The sequence below is a fragment of the Streptomyces sp. NBC_00466 genome (assembly GCF_041433995.1).
GTDB lineage: Bacteria > Actinomycetota > Actinomycetes > Streptomycetales > Streptomycetaceae > Streptomyces.
In genome coordinates this window covers 1,299,625-1,324,903 of the sequence record NZ_CP107896.1, presented here as the reverse complement: position 1 = coordinate 1,324,903, position 25,279 = coordinate 1,299,625, and the positions used below count along the sequence as shown (strand labels likewise).

Annotated in this window: 18 protein-coding genes and 5 tRNA genes; 14 read left to right on the top strand and 9 right to left on the bottom strand. The window is 69.7% G+C overall.

The genetic code is table 11. The features are described from left to right. The first annotated feature begins 77 nt into the window (after nt 1-77). The 5 genes from OG210_RS05775 to OG210_RS05755 all read left to right on the top strand — a co-directional run bounded on the left by OG210_RS05775 (nt 78) and on the right by OG210_RS05755 (nt 9,198). Nucleotides 78-587 (top strand): hypothetical protein, encoded by a 510-nt coding sequence (locus OG210_RS05775; RefSeq protein ID WP_328331822.1) that lies wholly within the window; start codon nt 78-80, stop codon nt 585-587. A gap of 124 nt (nt 588-711) precedes the next feature. Next, complete coding sequence (locus tag OG210_RS05770) at nt 712-4,569, top strand: endo-alpha-N-acetylgalactosaminidase family protein (protein WP_371535161.1); 3,858 nt, start codon at nt 712-714, stop codon at nt 4,567-4,569. A gap of 195 nt (nt 4,570-4,764) precedes the next feature. Then, nucleotides 4,765-7,158 carry a polysaccharide lyase 8 family protein gene (locus tag OG210_RS05765; RefSeq protein ID WP_328331826.1) on the top strand — a complete coding sequence of 798 codons (2,394 nt, stop codon included), beginning with the start codon at nt 4,765-4,767 and terminating at the stop codon, nt 7,156-7,158. A 208-nt stretch (nt 7,159-7,366) separates the two neighbouring features. Continuing rightward, nucleotides 7,367-8,950, top strand: coding sequence for an acyl-CoA carboxylase subunit beta (locus OG210_RS05760; RefSeq protein WP_328331828.1), 1,584 nt, complete (start codon nt 7,367-7,369; stop codon nt 8,948-8,950). A gap of 41 nt (nt 8,951-8,991) precedes the next feature. Beyond that, nucleotides 8,992-9,198 (top strand): acyl-CoA carboxylase subunit epsilon, encoded by a 207-nt coding sequence (locus OG210_RS05755; RefSeq protein ID WP_327295038.1) that lies wholly within the window; start codon nt 8,992-8,994, stop codon nt 9,196-9,198. 98 nt (nt 9,199-9,296) lie between these two features. On the opposite strand, the gene OG210_RS05750 is transcribed toward OG210_RS05755, so the two are convergent. The 8 genes from OG210_RS05750 to OG210_RS05715 form a co-directional block, all read right to left on the bottom strand. After that, nucleotides 9,297-9,878 carry an ATP/GTP-binding protein gene (locus OG210_RS05750; protein ID WP_014048542.1) on the bottom strand — a complete coding sequence of 194 codons (582 nt, stop codon included), beginning with the start codon at nt 9,876-9,878 and terminating at the stop codon, nt 9,297-9,299. Further along, on the bottom strand, nt 9,859-10,419 hold the full coding sequence (locus OG210_RS05745) for a DUF742 domain-containing protein (RefSeq protein ID WP_328331830.1): 561 nt from the start codon (nt 10,417-10,419) through the stop codon (nt 9,859-9,861). The genes OG210_RS05750 and OG210_RS05745 overlap by 20 nt, the downstream gene beginning before the upstream one ends. A gap of 88 nt (nt 10,420-10,507) precedes the next feature. Continuing rightward, entirely contained in the window at nt 10,508-10,921 is a 414-nt protein-coding gene (locus tag OG210_RS05740; protein WP_164260062.1) for a roadblock/LC7 domain-containing protein, read from the bottom strand. Between the two features lie 10 nt (nt 10,922-10,931). Beyond that, nucleotides 10,932-14,195 (bottom strand): nitrate- and nitrite sensing domain-containing protein, encoded by a 3,264-nt coding sequence (locus OG210_RS05735; RefSeq protein ID WP_328331832.1) that lies wholly within the window; start codon nt 14,193-14,195, stop codon nt 10,932-10,934. Between the two features lie 363 nt (nt 14,196-14,558). Beyond that, nucleotides 14,559-15,140: an ATP/GTP-binding protein gene (locus tag OG210_RS05730; RefSeq protein ID WP_164259978.1), complete on the bottom strand. Its 582-nt coding sequence runs from the start codon at nt 15,138-15,140 to the stop codon at nt 14,559-14,561. Beyond that, nucleotides 15,121-15,528, bottom strand: coding sequence for a DUF742 domain-containing protein (locus OG210_RS05725; RefSeq protein ID WP_164259976.1), 408 nt, complete (start codon nt 15,526-15,528; stop codon nt 15,121-15,123). The genes OG210_RS05730 and OG210_RS05725 overlap by 20 nt, the downstream gene beginning before the upstream one ends. A gap of 119 nt (nt 15,529-15,647) precedes the next feature. Further along, complete coding sequence (locus OG210_RS05720) at nt 15,648-16,061, bottom strand: roadblock/LC7 domain-containing protein (RefSeq protein WP_164260060.1); 414 nt, start codon at nt 16,059-16,061, stop codon at nt 15,648-15,650. A gap of 9 nt (nt 16,062-16,070) precedes the next feature. Next, entirely contained in the window at nt 16,071-19,985 is a 3,915-nt protein-coding gene (locus OG210_RS05715; protein ID WP_371535148.1) for a nitrate- and nitrite sensing domain-containing protein, read from the bottom strand. Nucleotides 19,986-20,575: 590 nt separating this feature from the next. Here OG210_RS05715 and OG210_RS05710 point away from each other — a divergent pair. The 9 genes from OG210_RS05710 to OG210_RS05670 all read left to right on the top strand — a co-directional run bounded on the left by OG210_RS05710 (nt 20,576) and on the right by OG210_RS05670 (nt 24,476). Continuing rightward, nucleotides 20,576-20,770, top strand: coding sequence for a hypothetical protein (locus OG210_RS05710; protein WP_328331837.1), 195 nt, complete (start codon nt 20,576-20,578; stop codon nt 20,768-20,770). A gap of 92 nt (nt 20,771-20,862) precedes the next feature. Then, nucleotides 20,863-21,648 carry a fumarylacetoacetate hydrolase family protein gene (locus tag OG210_RS05705; RefSeq protein ID WP_328331839.1) on the top strand — a complete coding sequence of 262 codons (786 nt, stop codon included), beginning with the start codon at nt 20,863-20,865 and terminating at the stop codon, nt 21,646-21,648. Beyond that, nucleotides 21,641-23,164, top strand: coding sequence for a glutamate--tRNA ligase (gene gltX, locus OG210_RS05700; RefSeq protein ID WP_371535145.1), 1,524 nt, complete (start codon nt 21,641-21,643; stop codon nt 23,162-23,164). Before OG210_RS05705 ends, gltX begins: the two co-directional genes overlap by 8 nt. A 9-nt stretch (nt 23,165-23,173) precedes the next feature. Then, nucleotides 23,174-23,893, top strand: a complete 720-nt coding sequence (locus OG210_RS05695; RefSeq protein ID WP_371535143.1) for an HAD family hydrolase — start codon at nt 23,174-23,176, stop codon at nt 23,891-23,893. An 85-nt stretch (nt 23,894-23,978) separates the two neighbouring features. Further along, nucleotides 23,979-24,050, top strand: a tRNA-Gln gene (locus tag OG210_RS05690). Nucleotides 24,051-24,083: 33 nt separating this feature from the next. Beyond that, nucleotides 24,084-24,156 (top strand) — tRNA-Glu (locus tag OG210_RS05685). 61 nt (nt 24,157-24,217) lie between these two features. Beyond that, nucleotides 24,218-24,290, top strand: a tRNA-Glu gene (locus OG210_RS05680). 8 nt (nt 24,291-24,298) lie between these two features. Continuing rightward, nucleotides 24,299-24,370, top strand: a tRNA-Gln gene (locus tag OG210_RS05675). A gap of 33 nt (nt 24,371-24,403) precedes the next feature. Then, a tRNA-Glu gene (locus tag OG210_RS05670) sits at nt 24,404-24,476 on the top strand. Between the two features lie 112 nt (nt 24,477-24,588). Here the strand turns inward: OG210_RS05670 and OG210_RS05665 are convergent. Further along, nucleotides 24,589-25,230: a MerR family transcriptional regulator gene (locus OG210_RS05665; RefSeq protein WP_328331843.1), complete on the bottom strand. Its 642-nt coding sequence runs from the start codon at nt 25,228-25,230 to the stop codon at nt 24,589-24,591. Nucleotides 25,231-25,279 lie beyond the last annotated feature (49 nt).

Sequence of the window (25,279 nt, the reverse complement as noted above, 5' to 3'; positions counted from 1 at the left end):
AACAACGCCGACAACGCACGCAATGAAGTCATCGCAGGCATCGCCGTCATCGCAGACATCAGCAGGAGGAATCCCCCATGAAACTCCGCCCGGTTCTCGCCGCGCTCGCGCTCGTCCTCGGCGTCCTCTTCGCCCCCGGCGTCGGCGTCATCGGAGGTGCCACCGACGCCTTCGCCGTGACGAAGATCAGCCACGCCACCGCCACCTCGATGTTCCGCTCGTCCGGCATCACCTGGTCCTCGTCCGGCGGCTGCTCCGACCGGAACGTCGCCACCTGCACCTCCTTCGACCAGCTCAACCTGGCCACCGCGCAGGGCGCCCAGACACTCAAGGGCGCGCTCGGCTGCGCGATGAACATCACGGGAGGCACCGAGACGGGCCACGCGTCCGGCACGTACTCGCACTGGAACGGCTACAAGCTCGACATCGCCAAGACCACCTGCCTGACGAACTACGTCAAGAACACGTTCACGTACATCGGCCTGCGCGGTGACGGCTATCCGCAGTGGAAGTCCGGCGCGGGCAATGTGTACGCGGACGAGGGCAGCCACTGGGACGTCACGTTCTACAACTGCGGCGGCTGCTAGGCCGCCGGCCTGACGCCGACCGGGCCGTCCCGGCTTGGACTTTCGGGCAGCGGCTGTTGGACTGCCGCTGCCCGCAAGGGCGTTCGGCGTTGACCGGTGGTCGGGGCGCGGATACCCAGTGACCATGCCCCGAAGATTCAGATCCGTCCGCGCGCTCGTCGCCGCGTCCTCCGCCGTGTTCGCCCTGGCCGGGCCCCTCCCGGCCGCCTCCGCCACCGTCACCGCCGCGCCCGCGGCCGGCGCCGCCGGGGGTGAGGCCGTCATCCGCTCGGCCCAGCTCTCGGTCGCCGTCGCCGGGGACTTCCCGCGGATCGTCTCGTACACCGACCGCGGCACCGGATCGCGGCTGCTCGGCAGTACGCAGCCGGTCACCGCCGTCACCCTCAACGGCAAGCCGTACCCGGTCCAGTTGAAGGGCGCGCCCGTCGTCCGGGCCACGTCCGCCGCGTACACCCTCACCTTCGCCGCCCTGCCCGGGGTCGAGATCGACGCGAAGCTGTCCGTCGCGGGGCGCGCCACCACGTTCAAGGTGACCGCCGTACGGGACACCGCGGCGTTCCGGGTCGGGACCATCGACATACCCGGCCACGACCTGGTCTCGGTGGGGTCCGACGACGCGGGAGCCGCCACCGCCTTCACCCGGCTCGACGCGGACTCGACCCGTACCGCCGACGTCTTCGGCAAGGTCACAGCGGACACGAAGGCCGACGCCTCACCGGTCGGGGCGACGTACGCCATCGTCAACACCGGGCAGCTGGCCGCCGCTGTCGAGTCCAACTCCTCGTACGACAAGCCGTCCGGCGCCACCAACGGCGACGCGGCCCGCTTCTGGCACCAGGCGCAGAAGGAGGCCGACGGCAGCATCCGGGTCGGCGTCCGGTCCGGGCAGTGGACCTACCGGGGCGACGGCGCCGCCAAGCCGGAGACCGGGAACAACCTGCCCTGGGCGAAGGTCGTCGTCACCCCGGACGCCAACGGCGACAAGGCCGTCGACTGGCAGGACGGCGCCGTCGCGTTCCGCACGATCGCCATCGAGCCCAAGGGCGGGAACGAGACCCCGGACCGGGTGATCACCCACATCCCGTTCAACTTCGCCAGCCAGGCCACCCACCCCTTCCTGCGCACGCTGGACGACGTCAAGCGCATCTCGCTCGCCACGGACGGCCTCGGCCAGCTCGCCCTGCTCAAGGGCTACCAGTCGGAAGGCCACGACTCCGCGCATCCCGACTACGGCGGCAACTACAACACCCGGGCAGGCGGCCTCACCGACCTGAACAAGCTGCTCAAGGACGGCAAGAAGTGGGGCGCCACGTTCGGCGCGCACATCAACGCCACCGAGGCCTACCCGGTCGCCCACCACTTCGACGACAGCCTGGTCGACAAGAGCGCGCAGGGCTGGAACTGGCTGGACCAGAGCTACTACATCGACCAGCGCCACGACATCAACAGCGGCGACCTGACCGACCGGCTCCGGCAGCTGCGGAACGAGACCGACCCCAACCTCTCGCTGCTCTACCTGGACGTCTATTACACCCACGGCTGGATCGCCGACAAGACCGCCGAGGCCGTCCGCAAGCAGGGCTGGAACCTGGCGTCCGAGTGGGCGGACAAGTTCGAGCGGGACACCCTCTGGTCGCACTGGGCCAATGACCTGGACTACGGCGACGCCCACAACAAGGGCCTCAACTCGAAGATCATCCGGTTCATCCGGAACGACGAGAAGGACGTCTGGAACAACGATCCGGTCCTCGGGCAGACCGCCATCCAGGAGTTCGAGGGCTGGACGGGCGAGACCGACTGGACGAAGTTCTACGACACCGTCTGGCAGAAGGACCTCCCCGCCAAGTACCTCCAGCACCAGAAGATCACCCGCTGGGACGGCAACGACATCACCTTCACCGGCGGGGTGACCGGCACGGTCAAGGACGGTAAGCGCGCCGTCTACGACCACGGGCGGCAGGTCATCGACGGGAACGACTACCTGATCCCCTGGGGCGGCGGCAAGAAGCTCTACCACTACAACAAGGCTGGTGGCACGACCAGTTGGGAGGTGCCGGGGAGCGGCACGTACACCGTCTACAAGCTCACCGACAACGGGCGCACCGAGGTCGGCACCGTCAAGCCGGTCAAGGGGCGGATCACCCTGACGGCGGCCGCGGGCCGGCCGTATGTGCTCTACCCGGACCACGCCCCGCAGCAGGCCGACCCCCGCTGGGGCCAGGACACCGCCGTCAAGGACCCCGGCTTCAACGACGCGAAGCTGAGCGACTGGCAGCGGACCGGCACCGCCGTACGGGACACCGACAGCCAGGGCCGCAACAGCGCCGCGCTCTCCGGAAGCGGCACGGCCGCCGTCTCCCAGCAGCTCAAGGGCCTCAAGCCCGGAGCCCGCTACTCCGCATCCGCCTGGATCGAGGTCCAGCCCGGCCGGTCGCGACGTACGACGCTCTCGGCGGGCGGGAAGTCGGTGCTGGTCGAGCGGTCGACCGCCAAGAACACAGTCGCCGCGTCCGACTGGCACGGCACGTACTTCCAGCGGGCCGCGGTCAACTTCACCGCGCCGGCGAACGGCGCCACCACACTCAGGATCGAGGCCGCCGAGGGCTCGGCGGCCACCGTGCGGCTCGATGACATCCGGGTCGTGGCGAACGCTCCGACGGTCAGGCCGGGGACGGTCGCGTCCGAGGACTTCGAACACGTCGACCAGGGCTGGGGCCCCTTCCTCAAGGGCGACGCGGGCGGCGAGACCGACCCCCGCACCCATATCGCGCAGAAGCATGCCCCGTACACCCAGGCGGGGTGGAACGGGAAGGCCGTCGACGACGTCATCGGCGACGGCCAGTCGCTGAAGTCGCACGAGGAGAACACCGGCCTCGTCTACCGGACCGCGCCGTGGACCGTGCCGATGGCCGAAGGCCACGCGTACCAGGTGCGGTTCGACTACCAGTCGAGCGACGCGGGCGCCTACGCGTGGGTCGACGGCTACGACCGTACGTCGGGCTCCGGCGCCGCTTCGGTGGAGACCCGGAGCACGCCCATCGGCAGGCAGCGGACCACCGGGCACTTCAGCGAGCAGCTCACGGCCGGCTGCGGGGACACCTTCACCGGGCTGCGCAAGGCCGAAGGGGCGCCCGACGGCGCCGACTTCGTGCTCGACAACTTCACGGTGACCGACCTGGGCCCGGCAAGCGGACAGGCCGCCTGCGGCACGCTCTCCGTCGACCCGGACAGCCAGACCCTGGAACCGGGCGCGAAGAACAAGGTGTCGGCCACCTTCACCAACTACGAGGCGACCGCGGCTACCGGTGTCTCGGTGAGCCTGGACCTCCCCGACGGCTGGCAGGCCGAGCCCGCGGGGCCTGTCACCTTCGACACCGTCGCCCCGGGCGCCAAGGCCACCGGCAGCTGGCAGGTCACCCCGCCGGCCGACGCGGCGTACCAGCCCTACGAGCTGAGCTCCACCGGCTCGTACACGGTCGGTGGCAGCACCAGGAAGCTGACCGCGTCCGCCTCGGTCCGCACGCTCCCGCCGCCGCCCACCGGGGACCGCTACGCCAGCGACCTCGACTGGACGTCCATGGAGAACGGCTGGGGACCGGCCGAGAAGGACATGGACAACGGCGAGACAGCCGCGGGCGACGGCACACCGCTGACCATCGGCGGCACGGTGTACGCCAAGGGGCTCGGCACCGCATCGCCCGGCACCATCCGCTACTACCTGGGCGGCCGGTGCACGTCCTTCACCGCGCAGGCGGGTCTCGACAGCTCGCAGGGGACGCGCGGCAGCGTGCAGTTGAGTGTGGTCGCCGACGGCACGGAGAAGGTGAAGTCGCCGGTGCTCAGGGGCGCCGACGGCGCCTGGCCGCTGACGGCCGACGTGACCGGGGCGAAGTACGTCGACCTCGTCACGGGTGACGGCGGCGACGGGCCGGGCAACGACCACGCGGACTGGGGCGACGCCCGCTTCCACTGCGGAAGCTGACCGGCCGGTCGGAGACCGGGCGGGACCTGGTCGGGTGCCGACTGGGGAATGACTGGAGAAAGCGCTTGCTCCCGGTTCACGATGATCCGGGAGCAAGCGCTTTCTGTTCATGTTGTCCAGACCATTGCCCGGCCGTTGAGGCCCTGCTACACCAGCGGTTAGCAGATCCATGCCCCCTGTCTCCGGGAGTCCCCTGTGCCCTCGCTGCCCCCCTGGTCCCGTCGCGCTTTCCTCGCCACCGCGGGCGCCGGTGCGCTCACCCTGACGTCCGTGCCGTACGCGAACGCAGCCCCATCGGCGCCGTCCGCCGCCGGAGCGGCCACGGCCGCGGGCACCGGCTCCGGCGACGAGTTCGCGACGCTGCGCGGCCGCTGGCTGGACCTGGCGCTCGGCACCGGCTACGACGCGACAGCGGAGCCGTACGCGTCCCAGCTCAAGGCGACCGGCCAACTCGCCGCGCAGTTCCGGGCGTCGATGGCTCCTGCGGACAAGTCCCTCTGGGCGGACTACCCGTTCGACCCGCCGGCCGGTATCACCCAGAGCTACTCACGGCTGTGGACGATGGCCGAGGCATACCTCCAGGACGGCACCGGGCTCACCGGCGACGCCGGGCTGCTCGCCGATGTGATCACCGGCATCGACCACCTCTCCGCGAAGATCTACAACCCCACGACGACGGTCTACGGCAACTGGTGGGAGTGGCAGATCGGCAGCCCCCGGCTGCTGATGGACCTGGTGGCCGCCCTCTACGACCACCTCACCGACACCCAGATCCAGGCCGCCTGCGCGGCCGTCGACCACTTCATCCCCGACTCGGTGCTCGCCGACTACTCCGGCACGTCGACCGGCGCCAACCGGGTCGACCTCTGCCGTTCGGTCACCATGCGCGGGGTGAACGGCCGCTCCCCGGAGAAGATCGCGCTGGCCCGCGACGCGCTCTCGCCCGTCTTCCCGTACGTCACCAAGAGCGACGGGCTCTACCCCGACGGCTCGTTCCTCCAGCACACGTCGATCGCCTACTCGGGCACCTACGGCCAGGTCATGCTGGACGGCCTCGGCCGGCTCTTCACCCTGCTCGCGGGCTCCACCTGGGACGTCACCGACCCCAACCGGCAGATCATCCTGGACAGCGTCGAGCACGCCTACGCGCCCGTCATCTACAACGGTCTGGCCATGGACAGCGTCAACGGGCGTGCGGTCAGCCGCGGTTACCTCGCCAACGACGACCAGCACGTGATGCGCAGCGACCACTTCCACGGGAAGGGACTGATCGCCGCCATCGCGGTCATGGCGGGCGGCGCGTCCGATGCCGAGCGGCTGCGCTGGCAGGGGATGGTCAAGGGCTGGATCGAGCGGGACACCACGGCCCCGGTCCTCACCTCGACGCAGTTCGGCGTCGCCGACCTCTCCCGGCTGCACGCGGTCGCCGCCGCCCCGGTGGCTGCGGCCCCCGAGCCGGTCGCCCACAACCTCTTCGCCTCCATGGACCGTGCCGTGCACCGCCGCCCCGGCTGGGCGGCGAACATCTCGATGTCCTCCGAGCGGATCTCGTACTACGAGTGCGGCAACGGCGAGAACCTGCACGGCTGGCACACCGGCGCCGGAATGCTCTACTGGTGGCCGGGCAAGCAGGCGAACGACCAGTACACCGACTGGTTCTGGCCGACCGTCGACCCGTACCGGATGCCGGGAACCACCGTGTCCACCAAGCGGCTTGCCGACGAGGCGGGCGGCGAGTGGGGCGCCGCCAAACCGGCCGTCCAGTGGGTGGGCGGAGCGAGCGACGGCGAGTTCGCGGCCGTCGGCCAGCATGTGAAGGGGCTGCTCTCCACCCTCCAGGCCCGCAAGTCCTGGTTCTGCGTCGCGGACACGGTGATCTGCCTGGGCGCGGGGATCACCGCCACCGACGGCGTCCCGGTCGAGACGGTGGTCGACAACCGCAGCCTCGGAGCCGACGGGGCGGGCGCGTTCACCCTGGACGGCGGCGGCCGGCCGCGCTGGGCCCACCTCGCGGGACACGGCGGATGGGTCTTCCCCGGTGGCACCGACGCGCTGCACACCCTGCGCGAGGCCCGCACCGGGGCCTGGCACGACATCAACACCACCAGCTCGACCGAGCGGCAGACCCGGACCTTCCAGACCCTCTGGCTCGACCACGGCACGGACCCGGTGGACGCCTCGTACGCGTATCTGCTGATGCCCGGTGCCTCCGCCCGCACCCTCGCGGCCCGCGCGGCCGACCGCGGCTGGCTGGAGGTACTGACCAATACGGCGGCACAGCAGGCGGTCGCCGTACGCTCGCTCGGGCTGACCGCGGTGAACTTCTGGGAGGCCGGTACGGTGGAGCGGCTCACCGCCTCCGCTCCGGCGAGCGTGCTGGTGCGACGCAAGAAGGGCACCGCCACCCTGCACATCAGTGAGCCGCCGCGGACCGGTATGCCGGTGGAGATCGTCTGGAAGCAGCCGGTACGCCGGGTGACCAGTGCGGACTCCTCCGTACAGGTGGTCTCTGCCGGCACATCGCTGCGGCTGCGGATCACTCCGGGAACGGCGGGCGCGACACACGCCTGCGAGGTCGTACTCGGCTGACCCGACACCGGACGGCCCGGCCGCGCTGCTGTTACGCCATGACACCCCCCGCCCCGAGTGGTTGTGGGAACTCCACAATCCAGGGTGGTACTGGATGGCACTTCGGCTGCGCCGCCGGGCTCTTCTGTCCAGGGCGGCCAGGAAACTGGTCCGGAGACTGTGCGAAGTGCACTGCGCGTTTTCTTGGCGCAGTTCGTAGGGTCGGAACATGACCGTTTTGGACGAGACCGCGGGCCGGCCCACCGACGCACGTGGACGGGTGGCGGAACTGCTGGCACTGCGCGAGCAGGCCAGGAGCGGGCCCAGTGAGCGAGCGACCGAGGCCCAGCACGCGAAGGGCAAGCTGACCGCGCGCGAGCGCATCGAGCTCCTGGTGGACCCGGGCTCGTTCAAGGAGGTCGAGCAGCTGCGCCGCCACCGGGCGACCGGCTTCGGCCTGGAGGCCAAGAAGCCGTACACCGACGGTGTGATCACCGGGTGGGGCACGGTCGAGGGCCGGACGGTCTTCGTCTACGCGCACGACTTCCGGATCTTCGGCGGCGCGCTGGGCGAGGCCCACGCCACGAAGATCCACAAGATCATGGACATGGCCATCTCGGCGGGTGCGCCGCTGGTCTCCCTGAACGACGGCGCGGGCGCCCGTATCCAGGAGGGCGTCAGCGCTCTCGCCGGGTACGGCGGGATCTTCCAGCGCAACACACGTGCTTCGGGTGTCATCCCGCAGATCAGCGTGATGCTCGGCCCGTGCGCCGGCGGCGCCGCCTACAGCCCCGCGCTCACGGACTTCGTGTTCATGGTGCGCGAGACGTCGCAGATGTTCATCACCGGGCCGGACGTGGTCCGCGCGGTGACGGGTGAGGAGATCACCCAGAACGGCCTCGGCGGCGCCGACGTGCACGCCGAGACCTCGGGCGTCGCGCACTTCGCGTACGACGACGAGGAGACCTGCATCGCGGAGGTCCGCTACCTCATCTCGATGCTGCCGTCGAACAACCGGGAGAACCCGCCCTCGCACCCCAGCGAGGACCCGGCGGACCGCCGCTCGGAGCGGCTGCTGGACCTCGTACCGGCGGACGGCAACCGCCCCTACGACATGCACCAGGTGATCGAGGAGCTCGTCGACGACAGCGACTTCCTGGAGATCCACGAGCGCTGGGCACGGAACATCATCTGCGCGCTGGCCCGGATGGACGGCCAGGTCGTGGGCATCGTGGCGAACCAGCCGCAGGCCCTGGCGGGTGTCCTGGACATCGAGGCGTCCGAGAAGGCGGCCCGCTTCGTCCAGATGTGCGACGCGTTCAACATCCCGATCATCACCCTCCTGGACGTGCCCGGGTTCCTGCCGGGTGTGGACCAGGAGCACGGCGGGATCATCCGCCACGGCGCGAAGCTGCTGTACGCGTACTGCAACGCCACCGTCCCGCGGATCTCGCTGATCCTGCGCAAGGCGTACGGGGGCGCGTACATCGTCATGGACTCCCAGTCCATCGGCGCCGACCTCACCTACGCGTGGCCGACGAACGAGATCGCGGTGATGGGCGCCGAGGGCGCGGCCAACGTGATCTTCCGCAAGCAGATCGCCGAGGCCGAGGACCCCGACGCCATGCGCGCCCGGATGGTCAAGGAGTACAAGGCCGAGCTGATGCACCCGTACTACGCGGCCGAGCGCGGTCTCGTGGACGACGTCATCGACCCGGCCGAGACCCGCGAGGTCCTCATCGCGTCGCTCTCCATGCTGCGTACGAAGCACGCCGACCTGCCCTCGCGCAAGCACGGCAACCCGCCGCAGTAATCCACAGCCACAGCACGTATGTCCCAGTAAGGGGAAAGACCTTGAGTACTCCCACCGCCGCCGCATCGCTGCTGCGCGTCGAGAAGGGCCACGCGGAGCCGGAGGAGCTGGCCGCGATCACCGCGATCCTGCTGGCCCGCGCCGGCAACCAGCCCGAGGCCCCGCTGCACACGCCCCGCACCACGGCCGGCTGGCGCCGCCTGGAGCGCACCCCGGGCTTCCGGGCCCCGCACTCCTGGCAGGGCTGAGCCCGCCGCCGGAGCGGTCGCCCGCACCGGCCACACGAAAGGCGCCCGCATCCTCTCCGGAGGGTGCGGGCGCCTTTCGCTGTACGGCCGGGGCCCCGCTAACGCAGGCGGGCCATCAGCGCGTGCTCGACCAGCGTGATCAGCGCACTCTTCGCGTCTGCGCGGTGTCGTGCGTCGGTGGTGAGGATGGGGGTGTCGGGGCCGATCTGGAGTGCTTCGCGTACTTCGTCGGGGGTGTAGGGCTGGTGTCCGTCGAAGCCGTTGAGGGCGATGACGAAGGGGAGTCCCGAGTTCTCGAAGTAGTCGACGGCCGGGAAGCAGTCGGCGAGGCGGCGGGTGTCGACGAGTACGACGGCGCCGATGGCGCCGCGTACGAGGTCGTCCCACATGAACCAGAAGCGGTCCTGTCCGGGGGTGCCGAACAGGTAGAGGATGAGGTCCTGGTCGAGGGTGATGCGTCCGAAGTCCATGGCCACCGTGGTGGTGGTCTTGTCCCCGGTGTGCGTGAGGTCGTCGATGCCCGCTGATGCGGACGTCATGACTGCCTCGGTACGCAGCGGGTTGATCTCCGAGACGGCGCCGACGAACGTGGTCTTGCCCACGCCGAAGCCCCCTGCCACCACGATCTTCGCGGAGGTAGTGGAGCGGGCTGCACCGCCGCTAGAGCTTGCGAAGTCCACTGAGCACCCTTTCGAGCAGTGTCACGTCTGGCTGGCCGCCGACGGCATCGTCGCCGCCGGGCTGATGGATGGCGACAAGCCCGGCCTCCGCCAGATCGGCGACAAGGATCCGGGCGACGCCGAGAGGAATCGTAAGAAGTGCCGAGATCTCGGCAACAGACTTGATCTCGACACAGAGCCGGCAGATCCGCTGGTGCTCGGGCAACTGCCCTTGCAGCTGCGACGGTTCTGCCGTGGTGCTGACCAGCGCCTCGATGGCGAGCTGGTAGCGGGGCCGGGTCCGGCCGCCGGTCATGGCGTACGGGCGCACCAGGGGATTGCGGTCCTGAGCCGGGGCCGGGTCGGGCTGCTGGTGCGGCCTCCAGTGCGGCTGCACCGGCTGGATGCGCGGCGGCTGGTCGTACGGCGACGGGGGCTCCGGCTGCTGGTGCTGCCTGCCGTGTCTGCCCGGCGTGGAGGGAAAGTCGAAACGGTCCCGGTCATACCCGCCCGGAACCCGCTGTTCACCGTAGTAAGGGTGACCGCCTGGGGGTGTTGCCACGTTTCCTCCTCCGACTGCCCGTCGCTGTCCTGTGGGGCCGCGCCACCGCACCTTATGGCGCGGTGGCGAGAAACGCACTGTCTGTTTGCTAGTTGAGAAGACTGCCCTGCAGTTCGGCACGGAGATCCGGCGTCAGGACGCTGCCCGCACGGTCCACCAGAAGGGCCATCTCGTAACCCACCAGGCCGATATCGGCCTCGGGGTGAGCGAGCACGGCCAGCGAGGAACCGTCCGAGACGGACATGATGAAGAGGAAGCCGCGCTCCATCTCCACGACGGTCTGGTTGACATGACCGCCCTCGAAGATCCGGGACGCCCCCGCGGTGAGCGAGGTCAGCCCGGAAGCTACGGCCGCCAGCTGGTCGGCGCGGTCACGCGGGAACCCCTCGGACATCGCCAGAAGGAGTCCGTCGGCGGAGACCACCACGGTGTGGGACACCCCGGGGGTGTTGTCCACGAAGTTGGTGATCAACCAGTTCAGGTTCTGCGCCGCCTGGCTCATCGGGCTCACACTAACGCTCCTGGTTGTAGGTGCTGTCAGGACCGCCGTGGTGATTCCCGGTGGCCTGACTGTTCGTGTCACTACCTGCGTTGCGCCCCCGCAGGACCCCGCGGCGCAGGTTGCTCAACCTGCCCCCGACGTCCTCGGGTGCGCGGGAGACCTGGGGGCCGCCCTGCGGGGTCTGCTCAGCCTTGCCCTCGACCAGGTTGGCCTTGGGCACCCGCCGGGGGAGACCGGAGGGAGTTACCCCGCCCGCCTTGGGCTCGCGCAGCTTGTCCGCCCGCTGCCAGCGCTCGTCGTTCGACGAACGCCAGCCGTCGGGACGGCTGCTCTCCCCGCTCTCTTCCCCGTCGTTCTGCTCCTCAGGATTCTGCTGCCCGGCCTGGGACTGGCCGGAATTCTGCTGACCGGGCCGGTGTGCTCCGGGGGACGGCTCCGGGGCCTGCTGCTGACCGCCACGGCGGGGAAGGCCGGCGTCGGTCAGTTCGTGGGAGGTGCTCGGAGACGGTCCCGGACGGTCGAAGCCTACGCGTTCGGGAGCGGCTGCGGGAGCGCCCTGTGCAGATTCCGCCTCCGGCTGGTAAGCCGACCGAAAACCGTCCTGGTACGTGGCCTGACCAGCCCAGTCTCCCTGTTGGGGCTGCGGCTCGAACGCGCTGTCGTACTGCGGCTGCAGCCCGTCGGACGCCGGGTGGCCGGAGTCCGGATATGCCCCGTCCCGGTAGTCGTCCGGCGCTGTGCGGGCCGCGTAGCCGTTCTGGTCGTACGACGCCTGCTGCGGCTCCTGGCCGTACTGCGCGTAGCCGTCGCCGGGCTGCTCGTAACCGCTGCCGGGCTGTGCGGGCTGCGCGTACTGCTGGGGCTGCCCGTACGGCTGCCCGGGCTCCGCCACCTCGTCGCGGAACAGCGGCCTGCCGCCCCCGTCGTGGGTGCCCTCCACCGCCGCCCGGCGCTCCTCACGCATCAGCGAGCGGTTGACCGGGTCAAGGCGGCGCGGTTCGCTGTCGCCGTATCGAGTGTCGCCGTAACGAGCGTCGTCGAAGCCGAGTTCGGCGGCCGTACGCTGCGGAGCCTGCGGGATCGACTGCTGCTCGCGCGGCTGCTGCTCCGGGATGATCGAGGAGACGCTGAAGTCGTCCGCGGGCAGCTGCTCGCCGCCACCGCCGTGCGTGATGGCGTCCGGGAGCATGACGAGCGACGTGGTGCCCGCCTGCTCACCCGAGGGGCGCAGCTGCACGCGTACGCCGTGCCGGTCGGCGAGACGGCCGACCACGAACAGCCCCATGCGCTGCGAGATCGCCGCGTCCACGGTCGGCGGATTGGCCAGCTTGTGGTTGATGTCCGCGAAGTCCTCGGCGGTGAGGCCGATGCCCTTGTCGTGGATCTCGATCATCACCCGGCCGTCCGGCAGCCGGGTCGCCGTGACGCGCACCTTGGTCTGCGGCGAGGAGAACGTGGTGGCGTTCTCCAGCAGCTCGGCGAGCAGATGCACCAGGTCGGTGACGGACTGCCCGTGGATCTCGGTCTCGGGGACCCCGGTCAGCTCGATGCGCTCGTACGACTCCACCTCGGACGAGGCGGCCCTGAGTACATCGACCAGCGGGACCGGCTGGTTCCAGCGCCGCCCCGGCTCCTCGCCCGCCAGCACGAGCAGGTTCTCGCCGTTGCGGCGCATCCGGGTCGCGAGGTGGTCGAGCTTGAAGAGGCTCTCCAGCTGCTCGGGCTCGGCCTCGTTGTTCTCCAGGTCGGTGATCAGCGTCAGCTGGCCCTCGATGAGCGACTGGTTGCGGCGCGAGAGGTTGGTGAAGATCGCGTTGACGTTGCCCCGGAGCATGGCCTGCTCCGACGCGAGCCTGACCGCCTCGCGGTGCACCTGGTCGAAGGCGCGCGCCACCTCGCCGATCTCGTCCTGGGTGTGGATCGGAATGGGCTCGACCCGGGTGTCCACCCGGCCCGGCTCCGTACGGGAGAGCTGGTCGACGAGCATCGGCAGCCGCTGCTCGGCCACCCCGAAGGCGGCGGTGCGCAGGCGCCGCATCGCCCGGCTCATCTGCCGGGCCATCATCCCGGCCAGGATGAAGGCGACCAGGAGGGCGACGAGGACGACGGCGCCGTTGGTGATGGCGTCGTTCTTCGCGTGGTGCGAGATCGTCGCCGCGTCGCCGACCGCGTTGTCGACCAGGTTCTTCTCGACCGTGCTGTAGCCGTTGAACCTGGTACCGGCCGCGATGGCCCAGGACTCGGAGTCGATGCCCTTGGCCTTCAGCGCCGCGGGGGTCTGGCCCTTGCCGATCTCGGACGCGATGCCGTCGAACATCGAGCCGCCCTTGGACGGCGGGTTCACATAGGGCTTCTTGCTGCCCTTGGCCGCCTCCTTGTCGCGGGAGACGTAGTTCTTGGCACTGGCGGCCTGGGCGGCCATCTCCGTCTTCAGCGCTGCGACGTCCGCCTCGGTGCCGCCGGACACGTACTCCTGGAGTGCGATCTGCTCCAGGTAGTTGTACGAGTTGAAGGCGACGACCTGGGCCTGGAAGGTCGCGGGGTCCTGGCTCGGGCGCACCAGCAGATGCGTACCGATGGAGCGCTGAAGCGATTCTGCTGCCTGGGCCAGCTGGAGGGCGTAGACCGTGCGGCCGTAGCTGTTGATGTTGCTGGTGCCGAGGCCGAGTTCATTGGAGAACTCCATCAGCGAGTGCTGGACCTTGACGTAGCCCTCTTCGGTCTTCACCGGGTCCATCGCCGCGGTGTACGCGGTCTTGCGCAGCGTGGCGAGGGAGGGCTCCTCGTCGCGGAAGAGCTTGAGGCGGCGCTGGAGGTCCCTGGTCTTCGGCAGGTGCTTCACCGCCGCGTCGAAGGACTTGGCGGCCGCGTCCGTATTGCTGTAAGCGCGCTTGACGTTGAAGTCAATACGGTGGTTGGAAAGAAGCGGCTCAGCGCTGTTGTCGCGCTCTGCGAGCAGCGCCTCGCCGTATGCCGAAGCGGCCCGTACGACGAGAGCGACCTGCTCGGCGTCCCGCGCGCTGTTCCAGGTGGTGATCGAGCTCTTGACCTGGAACCCGCCCATGACGAGGCCGACGATCACCGGGATCAGCAGAATGGCGTTGAGCTTGGTGGGCACACGCCAGTTGCGCGGCGCCATCCGGCTGCCGCTCGCGACGGTGTCACCGCCCCCGGCAGCGGCGCCGGACCGGCCGGCAGGAGACGTCGCCGACTGCGGCGGCGTGAAGTTCCCCCGCGCCTGCTCCGCCGCGGAGCTCTTCGTGCTTCGCCTCACTCGACCAACAACCTCTCGGCGCCGGCACCAACGCTGTGCCGTCCATCATTCAGAGCCGTACTCGGACCGGCCGTCGAACGGTGGTCCTACTCGGGAGTTCGCCGAATTCCAGCACGTCGGGCGGCGTGGCTCCAAACAGCTGGAACCCGCCGCGCCGAGTGGCGTATGCCTCAGATAAAACGGTCAAAAAGAGCGAGGCGCGCCAAAAGCAGAGACCGATGTGAGCGGAGCGGCACCATGCGGATGCAACGGGTGTCCGCGGTCGATGAATTCTCTGTCGAAACGTTATGAACATGGGGGCGGATCGTGTCAAAGACCACAGCCCGCCCCAGGTCGGCTACGACAACTGCCGTAGAAGGACGACTACTTGAGACGTGCCATCAGTGCGTGCTCGACGAGTGTGATGAGTCCGCTCTTTGCATCTGCGCGGTGTCGTGCGTCGGTGGTGAGGATGGGGGTGTCGGGGCCGATCTGGAGTGCTTCGCGTACTTCGTCGGGGGTGTAGGGCTGGTGTCCGTCGAAGCCGTTGAGGGCGATGACGAAGGGGAGTCCCGAGTTCTCGAAGTAGTCGACGGCCGGGAAGCAGTCCGAAAGGCGGCGGGTGTCGACGAGTACGACGGCGCCGATGGCGCCGCGTACGAGGTCGTCCCACATGAACCAGAAGCGGTCCTGTCCGGGGGTGCCGAACAGGTAGAGGATGAGGTCCTGGTCGAGGGTGATGCGTCCGAAGTCCATGGCCACCGTGGTGGTGGTCTTGTCCCCGGTGTGCGTGAGGTCGTCGATGCCCGCGGATGCGGACGTCATGACTGCCTCGGTACGCAGCGGGTTGATCTCCGAGACGGCGCCGACGAACGTGGTCTTGCCCACGCCGAAGCCCCCTGCCACCACGATCTTCGCCGAGGTGGTCGATCTGGCCGCCCCGCCGCTAGAGCTTGCGAAGTCCACTGAGCACCCTTTCGAGCAGTGTCACGTCCGGCGTGCCGCCGGCCTCTCCGTTGCCCGGCTGGTGGATGGCCACCATGCCGGCCTCCGCCAGGTCGGCCACGAGGATTCGCGCCACACCCAGCGGCATCGAGAGCAGCGCCGACACCTCGGCCACCGACTTGACCTCACGGCACAGGTGGCAGATCCGCTGGTGCTCGGGGAGCAGGCCCGCGAGATGCACCGGGTCGGCCGTGGTGCTGACCAGCGCCTCGATGGCGAGCTGGTAGCGGGGCCGGGTCCGGCCGCCGGTCATGGCGTACGGACGTACCAGTGGCTGGTCGCCCTCACTGTCGTACGACGCGTCGTGCAGCACGCCGTACGGATCGTGAGAGGCGGGGGGCGGGGTCATGGATCCTCCGGGCGTGACAGCGATGAGACGGAGTGCCGTCTGACTGGGCCGGTGGGGGGCGTGATGCGGCCGGACGGTAGATGATGAACGTACGGGCAGAACCTGTGGGGTAGGTGTCTCTAGTGGAGCAGGCTCCCCTGGAGTTCGGCGCGCAGGTCCGGGGTGAGGACGCTGCCCGCGCGGTCGACGAGCAGGGCCATCTCGTACCCGACCAGGCCGATGTCGCAGTCCGGGTGGGAGAGCACGGCGAGCGACGAGCCGTCCGAGACCGACATGAGGAAGAGGAAGCCGCGCTCCATCTCCACCACGGTCTGGGCGACTTCGCCGCCTTCGAAGATCCGGGAGGCGCCCGCCGTGAGCGAGGTCAGCCCGGAAGCCACGGCCGCCAGCTGGTCGGCACGGTCACGCGGAAAGCCTTCGGACATGGCCAGCAGAAGTCCATCGGCGGAGACCACCACTGTGTGGGACACCCCGGGGGTGTTGTCCACGAAGTTCGTGATCAACCAGTTCAGATTCTGCGCCGCCTGGCTCATCGGACTCAACTAGTGCTCCTGCTGGTGAGAGGGGCCGTTGCCGGCCTGGCGACCCTGTTGGATGCCGCGCCGGAGATTGGTCAGCCGGCCGCGTACGTCGTCGGGCGCACGCGAAACCTGCGGACCGGCCTGGTGGGCCTGCTGCTGTGCGGTACCGGGCACCAGATTGGCACGCGGTACGCGTCGGGGCAGACCGGATGTAGTGACACCACCGGCAGCGGGCTTCTTGGCCCGCTCGGCCTGCCGTACGAGTTCGTCGTTGGGCGATGCCCGCCAGTTGCTGCCGGGGGCAGTCTGGGCCATGGGGTCGCGGGGCGGCGCCGCGGGAGCGGCCTGCTCGGGCTGCTGGGGAGCGGCCGGTCCCTGCGGCTGCGCGGTCCTCGCGGACTGCGCGCCGTGGAACCAGTTGGTCTCCAGCGTGTCGTACAGCGGGGTACGTCCGTCGCCCGGGTCGGCGGCCGGCGGCAGCGCGTCGTACTGCGGCTGCGCGGGCAGGCTCTGCGGCGCGGGCGGGCGCGGCGCACCGAAGTCGGCCTCGGTACGGTCACGCTGCTGCGGGGCGCCGCCGGGACCCTCCGAAGGGGCGGGCGGGCGCGGGGAGTTGAAGCCGCCGAAGTCCGACAGCTCGGCTCGCGGGAACTGCGCGGTGGACGCGGGGTCCTGCGACTGCTGCGGGTCCTGGTACGGGAGGTCCTGCTGGAACCGCTCGTCCTGGGGACGGTCCTGCGGGAACCGGCCGTCCTGCTGCTGGGCCTGCGGTATCTGCGGCACCTGGGGTATCTGCGGGCGCCGCTGCGGGCCGCGCACATCCGGGCGCTCGAAGACGTCGGCACGCTCGAACCGGCCGGTGCTCCCGGGGGGCGGGCCGTTGAAGTCCGGGCGCTGGAACTCGGCGGTGGAGCCGGGGCCCTGGCGCTCGGCGGAGAGCCGGTCGTTGCCGAACGGGTCGTCCGCCGGGGTGGCCGGGGTGCGCTCGCCGGACTGGCGCCGCGGGCGCAGCGGCTGGCGGTACTGGGCGCCGGAGTTGCCGATGCCGGAGCTGTTCGTACCGGAGTCGTTCGTACCGGAGCCGAACGCGTCGGGGAACGCGCCGGTGTCGGGCTCCTCGTGGCCGCGCGGCATGTCCTGGGCCGCCCGCTGCGGCAGTTCATTGCCCCAGCTGGTGGTCTGCGGACGCTGCGGCGGCTGCGGACCCTGCGGCTGCTGCGGGTTCTGCTGCGACTGCGGGCCGCGGGCCTGCGGCCCGACGGGGTTGCCGCCGGGCAGCTCCGCGCGCGGGCCACCGGTCGGCGGCAGCTGCTGGTGACGGCCGGCCGGGGGCTGGAACATGCTGTCCCCGGGCTGCTGCGGGCGCTGCGGTCCGTTGCCGCCGCGTCCCGGGGTGTCGCCCTGACCGCCCTGACCGCCGCGACCGCCCTGGGCGGCCCTGCGCGGCATGGGTGCCCCCGCGCCGAAGGCGTTCATCGCCGGAGCGGGGGCGGAACCGCCCTGCGGCAGCCCCTGCTGCTGCGGACCGCCGGGGTGGATCGAACGGTCGCCGTCGCGGGCGGGCAGCGCGGCGCGCGGACCCGTACCCGAGACCTGACCGCGCGGGGCACCGGCACCCATACCGGCGCCGGCACCAGCGCCCGCACCGGCACCAGCGCCCGCACCGAGACCGGCGCCGGCACGGCCGGGGGCGCCCGCGCCCTGCTGCGACTGCCCCAGCTGCTGCTGCGGCTGCTGCTGGCCACCGGGCATACCCGGCTTGGCCGGAGCCTTCTTGCCGCCCTGCGCGACATCGACGGGCAGCATGACCAGCGCGGTCGTACCACCGGAGTCGGAGGGCCTGAGCTGGATACGGATGCCGTGGCGCAGCGAAAGGCGGCCGACCACGAACAGACCCATGCGGCGGGAGACCGAGACATCCACCGTGGGCGGCGACGCGAGCCGCTCGTTGATCGCGGCGAGGTCCTCGGGGGAGAGCCCGATACCGGTGTCGTGGATCTCGACGAGCACCCGTCCGTCGGGCAGCGCGTGACCCGTCACGCGGACCTTGGTCTGCGGCGAGGAGAACGACGTGGCGTTCTCCAGCAGCTCGGCGAGCAGGTGGACGAGGTCGTTGACGACGCGTCCCGCGACCTCGGTCGCGGGCACCGCCGCCAGTTCGATGCGTTCGTACTGCTCCACCTCGGACGCGGCGGCGCGGAGCACGTCGACCAGCGGCACGGGGCGGGTCCACCGGCGGCCGGGCTCCTCGCCCGCGAGGACCAGGAGGTTCTCACCGTTCCGGCGCATACGGGTCGCGAGGTGGTCGAGCTTGAAGAGCGAGGACAGCTGGTCCGGGTCGGCCTCGCGGGACTCCAGCTCGGAGATGAGCGAGAGCTGGCGCTGGATGAGGCCCTGGCTGCGGCGCGAGAGGTTGGTGAACATCGCGTTGACGTTGCCCCGCAGCATGGCCTGCTCGGAGGCGAGCCGGACGGCCTCGCGGTGCACGTCGTCGAAGGCAGTCGCGACCTTTCCGATCTCGTCCCGGCTGTGTACACCGACGGACTCCACGGAGGTGTCGACGTCCTGCGGGTCGGTCTCGGAGAGCTGCTTGACCAGCTCGGGAAGGCGCTCGCTCGCGACCTTGGTCGCCGTGTCCTGGAGCCGCCGCAGTGAGCGGATCATGGACCGGGCCACGACGAAGGCGCCGACCAGCGAGACGCCCAGCACGAGCACGATGAGCGCGGCGTTGATGATCGCCTCGCGCTCGGCGTCGTTGCGCAGCTCGCGGGCCTTCTGCTCCATCTCGCCGAGGAGCGTGGCCTCGATGGTCTTCATCGCGGTGATGCGGTTGCTGTCCGCGTCGTACCAGTCCTTGTACGAACGCGGGGTCTGGCTCTGCAGACCGCCCTTGTTCTCCAGGACGTGCTTCGCGTACAGGCTGGCGGCGGTGATCTCCGGGTTACCGGTGTCCAGCGGGGCGGTCAGGGCCGCCGCGTTGCCCGCGTAGACCAGCTTGAAGGACTTGAGCTCGTCCTCCTCGCTCTGCATGGCGGACTTGGCGAAGAGCCGGTCGCTCTCCTCCAGCTGGCCGTGGCCCTTGTTGCTCGTCGGCAGTGCGGCGGCGATGACCGCTCGCTGGATCGACGCGTACTCCTTGGCGGACGAGAAGGCCGCCAGGGCGCGGGTCCGCTTGATCATCTCGGGGTTGGCGGTCGCCTGGGCCATGTCCTGGGAGAGGCCGAGCAGCGAATCGATCAGCTCGCTGTACTCGTTGACCGTCTGCGAGGTGGTGGCGCTGCCCTGGTACGCGTCGGCGCGGATGGCCTTGAGCCGGGTCAGCTTGGTGGCGATACCCCGGAGGCTGCCGCGGATCGACTCGATCGAGCTGTCGCGGTTCGCGCTGTCGAAGTCCGCGGTGCCCTTGAGGAAGGCCTGGTCGGCGAGGTCGGTGCGCTTGCGGGGCTCTTCGACGTTGAAGTCGTTGGCCTTCGCGCCGTGCGACAGCGGACCCGCGGACCTGTCGCGCTCCTCCTGGAGCGCGGCGGCCAGTTCGGTCGCCTGCTTGGTCATCTGGGTGAGCAGCTGCATGTGGTCCAGCTGCTGCATGTTGTCCAGCGAGTCATTGATGCGCAGCCCACCCAGGGTGGTCGCGGCGACCACGGGCAGCGCGAGCAGGGAGACAAGCCTGGTGCTGATGCGCCAGTTGCGCAGAGCTATTCGTGAGCCCGCGCCCGTCTGGCCCTTGGGCTTCGGCGCGGCCGGAGCCGACGTACCGGACTCACCGCCTCCTGCCGGGGTCTGGCTCTGTCCCCGGGGGGCCTGGGGGGCCTGGGCGTGCTGGGCCGAGGAGCCGCGGTCGGATCCGCCGCGAGGCTCCTGTTCAGCCTCGGCTTCCCCTCGACCCTGGCGGGCCTGGGGAGAGCCCGTGCCATCCCTCTTGAAACGTCCCTGCACTAGCGTCGCAACCTCTGGACCAGGCGTTCCCCCGCACAGGCGGCGGAACGGTGTCGAGTTGTGGGGCGCGGCGCGCCCCATGGTGGTCGTCAGTGACCGGCGTGTTCTCCCCCTTTACCGCCGCCACTCGGCGCTGCGTTGCGCCCTTCGTGCGCCGGCCTGCCTGTGTTTTCACAAAGACTGCGCGGCAGTGCGTGGAATTCCAGCACAGCGACGGATCTCCAACAAGGCCCATGGGCCGGGATGTGAGCTTATTGACACGGCGTGAGCGGCGCATCACCAGGGGTAGAAATCCATCCTGGATGAATCGGACTTTTGTTTACGTACCGCTTACGGGGCGGGGGTGTCCCAGTCGCGATGATCAGGGGCGAAATGGGGCGTTCAAGCGTGTAATGTCCGCTATTTCAGGGGGTGTTGAGTGACCGTAATGCCCTAAATATCACTCAACTCGTGAGCAAACTCACACCTAGATCGATGTCCGGCCCACGCTTCCGCGGGGAATCAGATGTTTAGCCTGACGCTTTACAGGGATGGCGAATCCGACAACCCGGCGCCCCGGCGCCGCCCGACCGACAGGGCCTCACAAGCAGATGAAGACGACGACGTTGTTCCGCAACATTGCCAACCCCCGCCGCACCACGCTCGCCCACCTCACGGACGCCGAGCAACTGCAGCGCCCCGAGCAGCCGGAGCACGCCGCGACCCTGCCCGCCGTGACGGCCAACCCGCGCCGCACGATCCTGATGGAGGCGCCCGCCCAGGCGCAGGTCACCCCCGCCGAGTGACGCGGGGTGATCGCGCGGCAGCCCCTCGCCACCCGCGTTAGCCTGGAGCGTCAGAACTCCAGCCAGCCAGTAAGTGAGGGGCGACAGCACTCGTGCGCATCGCCAGATTCTCCATCGACGGCAATGTCGCCTTCGGCGTGGTCGAGGGCGAGGGCTCCGATCCCTCGGGCGACCTCGTCCTCGACATCATCAAGGGCATCCCGTACTCCGACTTCGAGCTCTCCGGTGTCAAGGTCCCGCTGAGCAAGGTCCGGCTGCTGCCCCCCGTGCTCCCCAACAAGGTCGTGGCCTTCGGCCGCAACTACGCGGAACACGCGGCGGAACTCGGCAACGCGGTCCCGGACGCGCCGTTCGCCTTCTTCAAGCCCACCACCTCGGTGATCGGCTCGGGCGACGCCATCGAGTACCCCTCCTTCTCCAGCGAACTGCACCACGAGGCCGAACTGGCCGTGGTGATCGGCCGGATGTGCCGCGAGGTCCCGCACGACCGCGTCAAGGACGTCGTCTTCGGCTACACCTGCGCGAACGACGTCACCGCTCGTGACGTCCAGAAGCGCGAGAAGCAGTGGGCCAGGGCCAAGGGCTTCGACACCTCCTGCCCGCTCGGCCCCTGGGTGGAGACCGACCTCGACCCGTCCGACCTGACCATCCAGGCCACGGTCAACGGCGACCAGCGACAGCTCGGCCGCACCAGCGAGATGATCCACTCCATCGCGGATCTGATCGTGAACATCTCCGACGCCATGACGCTGCTCCCCGGAGACGTCATCCTGACCGGCACCCCGGCCGGCGTCGGACCGCTCAACGTCGGCGACGAGGTCGCCGTCTCCATTGAAGGCATCGGCACTCTCACCAACAAGGTGATCAAGCGTGGCTAACGCGACACCCCCCCCCAAGCTCTCGGCTTCGCTCGACGGGCAGGGGGTGCCCCCCCGCGTACGTTTCTGTCCCTCCCCGACCGGCAACCCCCACGTGGGACTGGTCCGCACCGCCCTGTTCAACTGGGCCTTCGCCCGGCACACCGGCGGCACCATGGTCTTCCGCATCGAGGACACCGACGCGGCCCGCGACTCCGAGGAGTCGTACAACCAGCTGCTCGACTCGCTGCGCTGGCTCGGCCTGGACTGGGACGAAGGGCCCGACGAGAAGGGCGGCCCGCACGCGCCGTACCGGCAGTCGCAGCGGATGGACATCTACGCGGACATCGCGAAGAGGCTCCAGGACGCGGGCCACGCGTACGACTGCTACTGCACCACCGCCGAGCTCGACGAGCGCCGCGACGCCGCCCGCAAGGCCGGCCGCCCCTCGGGGTACGACGGCCACTGCCGCGACCTCAGTGCGGAGCAGATCGAGGAGTACCGGGCAGAGGGCCGCACCTCCATCGTCCGCTTCCGGATGCCCGACGAGACGATCACCTTCAACGACCTGGTCCGCGGCGAGCTCACCTTCACCCCGGAGAACGTCCCGGACTACGGCATCGTCCGGGCCAACGGCGCGCCGCTGTACACGCTCGTCAACCCGGTCGACGACGCGCTGATGGAGATCACGCACGTACTGCGCGGCGAGGACCTGCTCTCCTCGACCCCGCGCCAGATCGCGCTGTACAAGGCGCTGATCGACATCGGCGCCGCCAAGGAGATCCCGCTCTTCGGGCACCTTCCCTATGTGATGGGGGAGGGCAACAAGAAGCTCTCCAAGCGCGACCCGGAGGCGTCCCTCAACCTCTACCGCGAGCGGGGCTTCCTCCCCGAGGGACTGCTCAACTACCTGTCCCTGCTGGGCTGGTCGTTCTCGGCGGACCAGGACATCTTCTCGGTCGCCGACCTGGTCGAGAAGTTCGACATCGCGGACGTGAACAGCAACCCGGCCCGCTTCGACCTGAAGAAGGCCGAGGCGGTCAACGCCGACCACATCCGGCTGCTGGACGTGCGCGCCTTCACCGAGGCCTGCACCCCGTGGCTGCGCGCCCCGCACGCCAACTGGCCGGAGGAGAACTTCGACCAGGCGGCCTGGGAGGCCATCGCCCCGTACGCGCAGACCCGCCTCACGGTCCTCTCGGACATCACCGCCAACGTCGACTTCCTCTTCCTGGACCAGCCGGTCGAGGACGAGGCGTCCTGGACGAAGGCGATGAAGGGCGACCCGGCGGCCCTGCTCACCACGGCCCGCGCCAAGCTCGCCGACGCCGACTGGACCAGCCCCGATGCGCTCAAGGCGGCGGTCCTGGCGGCCGGCGAGGAGCACGGCCTGAAGCTCGGCAAGGCCCAGGCCCCGGTCCGCGTCGCGGTCACCGGCCGTACGGTCGGCCTGCCGCTCTTCGAGTCCCTGGAGATCCTGGGCAGGGAGCGCTCGCTCCAGCGGATCGACGCGGCGCTGGCGAAGCTGGCCGCCTAAGCTGGGTACATGCCCATACGTGCGGTCCTCTGGGACATCGACGACACGATCTTCGACTACACCACCGCGGATCGCACCGGGCTGCTGGAACATCTGAAGACCGAGGGCCTGCCCGACGGATACACCTCCGTCGAGCAGGCCCTCGGCCGTTGGCGGGAGATCACCGAGCTGCACTGGGCGAGGTTCGCCGCGGGGGAGACCGACTGGGAGGGCCAGCGCCGCGAGCGGGTCCGGTCCTTCACCGGTACGGAACTGAGCGACCAGGAGGCCGACGCCTGGTTCGCCCGGCACCTGGCGCACTACGAGGCGGCCTGGTCGCTCTTCCCGGACGCCGTGCCGGCGCTCGACGCCCTCGCCGCCGACTACCGGCACGGCCTCCTCTCGAACTCGGCCGCCCACAACCAGGACCGCAAGCTGCGCACCCTGGGCGTACGGGACCGGTTCGAGGTGCTCGTCTGCGCGGCCGACCTGGGGGTGGCCAAACCCGCCCCCGGCGCCTTCCACGCCGCCTGCGACGCCCTGCGGCTCGACCCGGCGGAAGTCCTGTACGTGGGAGATCATCCGGACATCGACGCCGCCGGAGCGCTCGCGGCCGGACTGCGCGCGGTCTGGCTGGACAGGGCGGACCTCGGCGGACGGCCCGAGCTGGAGCGGATCACCGCGCTGGGCCAGCTTCCCGGGCTGCTGCGGGGCGATACCCGTTTTGGAGCGCCGTCCACCTTCGGGTAATGTTCTTCTTGCGCCGCCCGAGTGGGCCGGAAGGCCGGAGCGGACAGCGCGAGATGAACAAGACCCCCAAGGGGTTGCGTTTCATTGGGCTATGGTGTAATTGGCAACACAACGGTTTCTGGTACCGTCATTCTAGGTTCGAGTCCTGGTAGCCCAGCGCAAGATCAGCAGTAACCACCTTGCAGTACAAGCCCCCGTTGTGTAGCGGCCTAGCACGCTGCCCTCTCACGGCAGTAGCGCCGGTTCGAATCCGGTCGGGGGTACAGATCCTTCCCGTGAGTTGATCAGGGTCGCACCCGGTCAACTTGATGCAGGATCGCTAGGGCCCCCGTTGTGTAGCGGCCTAGCACGCTGCCCTCTCACGGCAGTAGCGCCGGTTCGAATCCGGTCGGGGGTACTCCACCATGGGCTATGGTGTAATTGGCAACACAACGGTTTCTGGTACCGTCATTCTAGGTTCGAGTCCTGGTAGCCCAGCGCAAGATCAGTAGTAACCACCTTGCAGTACAAGCCCCCGTTGTGTAGCGGCCTAGCACGCTGCCCTCTCACGGCAGTAGCGCCGGTTCGAATCCGGTCGGGGGTACAGGACGGGAAAGGCCCTTCACTTCGGTGAAGGGCCTTTCTGCATGGGCTTGTTGCCTGACCGGCCTGTTGTGTGACCGGCCTGTCGGCCGGATGCCCGAACTCCCGCCGGTTCAGAGCCCGTAGCGCCGAGCCGACTCCTCCTCCTGCGCCAGTCTGTGCAGCGCAGTCAGCAGCGGCTCGTAGAGCACGGTGGCCACGACGGCCGTCTCCACCTGCTCCTTCTCGGAGGGGTGCGTCTCCATCATGTCCAGGTCCTGGACGGCCACTTGGTACATCAGCCGGGCCTGCTGGACCAGGTAGCCGACCTCGTACGGATAGCCGAGCCGCAGCAGTGTGGCCACCGACGCGACCAGTGAACGGTGGACGGGGGAGAGTTCGCCGATCTCCCGGACGCTCTCCCAGCCCAGCTGGTCGAGGAGCCGGTCGACCTCGGTGCGCGCGACGGCCGTCTCCGGTGCCTCGTCGTCCGGTTCGGGTCCGTGCGGCAGCGACCAGAGGGCCGCGCCCAGCCGGATCGTGCGGCCCAGGGACGCGTCGTCGACATGCCCCAGCACCTCCCGCGCCGTCGCCACCGGGAGCCGGCCGACCTGGATCAGTGCCCGCACCAGCCGCAGCCGGCGCAGATGGCTCTCGTCGTAGTCGGCCTGGGTGGCGCTGATCCGGTGGCCGGGCGGCAGGAGCCGCTCCCGCAGGTAGTACTTGATCGTCGCGGCCGGGACCCCGCTCAGCTCGCTCAGTTCCGACAGTCGCATTCCTGGCGCCTTCCCTTGCGCCGCCCCGTGGGCGGTGCCACTATCCCAG

Excerpts from the sequence above, each read along its gene's own strand:
- OG210_RS05720 (WP_164260060.1), bottom strand. The coding sequence starts at position 16,061 with ATGAGCCAGGCGGCGCAGAATCTGAACTGGTTGATCACGAACTTCGTG.
- OG210_RS05775 (WP_328331822.1), top strand. The coding sequence starts at position 78 with ATGAAACTCCGCCCGGTTCTCGCCGCGCTCGCGCTCGTCCTCGGCGTC.
- OG210_RS05695 (WP_371535143.1), top strand. The coding sequence starts at position 23,174 with ATGCCCATACGTGCGGTCCTCTGGGACATCGACGACACGATCTTCGAC.
- OG210_RS05710 (WP_328331837.1), top strand. The coding sequence starts at position 20,576 with ATGAAGACGACGACGTTGTTCCGCAACATTGCCAACCCCCGCCGCACC.
- OG210_RS05665 (WP_328331843.1), bottom strand. The coding sequence starts at position 25,230 with ATGCGACTGTCGGAACTGAGCGAGCTGAGCGGGGTCCCGGCCGCGACG.
- OG210_RS05725 (WP_164259976.1), bottom strand. The coding sequence starts at position 15,528 with ATGACCCCGCCCCCCGCCTCTCACGATCCGTACGGCGTGCTGCACGAC.
- OG210_RS05770 (WP_371535161.1), top strand. The coding sequence starts at position 712 with ATGCCCCGAAGATTCAGATCCGTCCGCGCGCTCGTCGCCGCGTCCTCC.
- OG210_RS05760 (WP_328331828.1), top strand. The coding sequence starts at position 7,367 with ATGACCGTTTTGGACGAGACCGCGGGCCGGCCCACCGACGCACGTGGA.
- OG210_RS05740 (WP_164260062.1), bottom strand. The coding sequence starts at position 10,921 with ATGAGCCAGGCGGCGCAGAACCTGAACTGGTTGATCACCAACTTCGTG.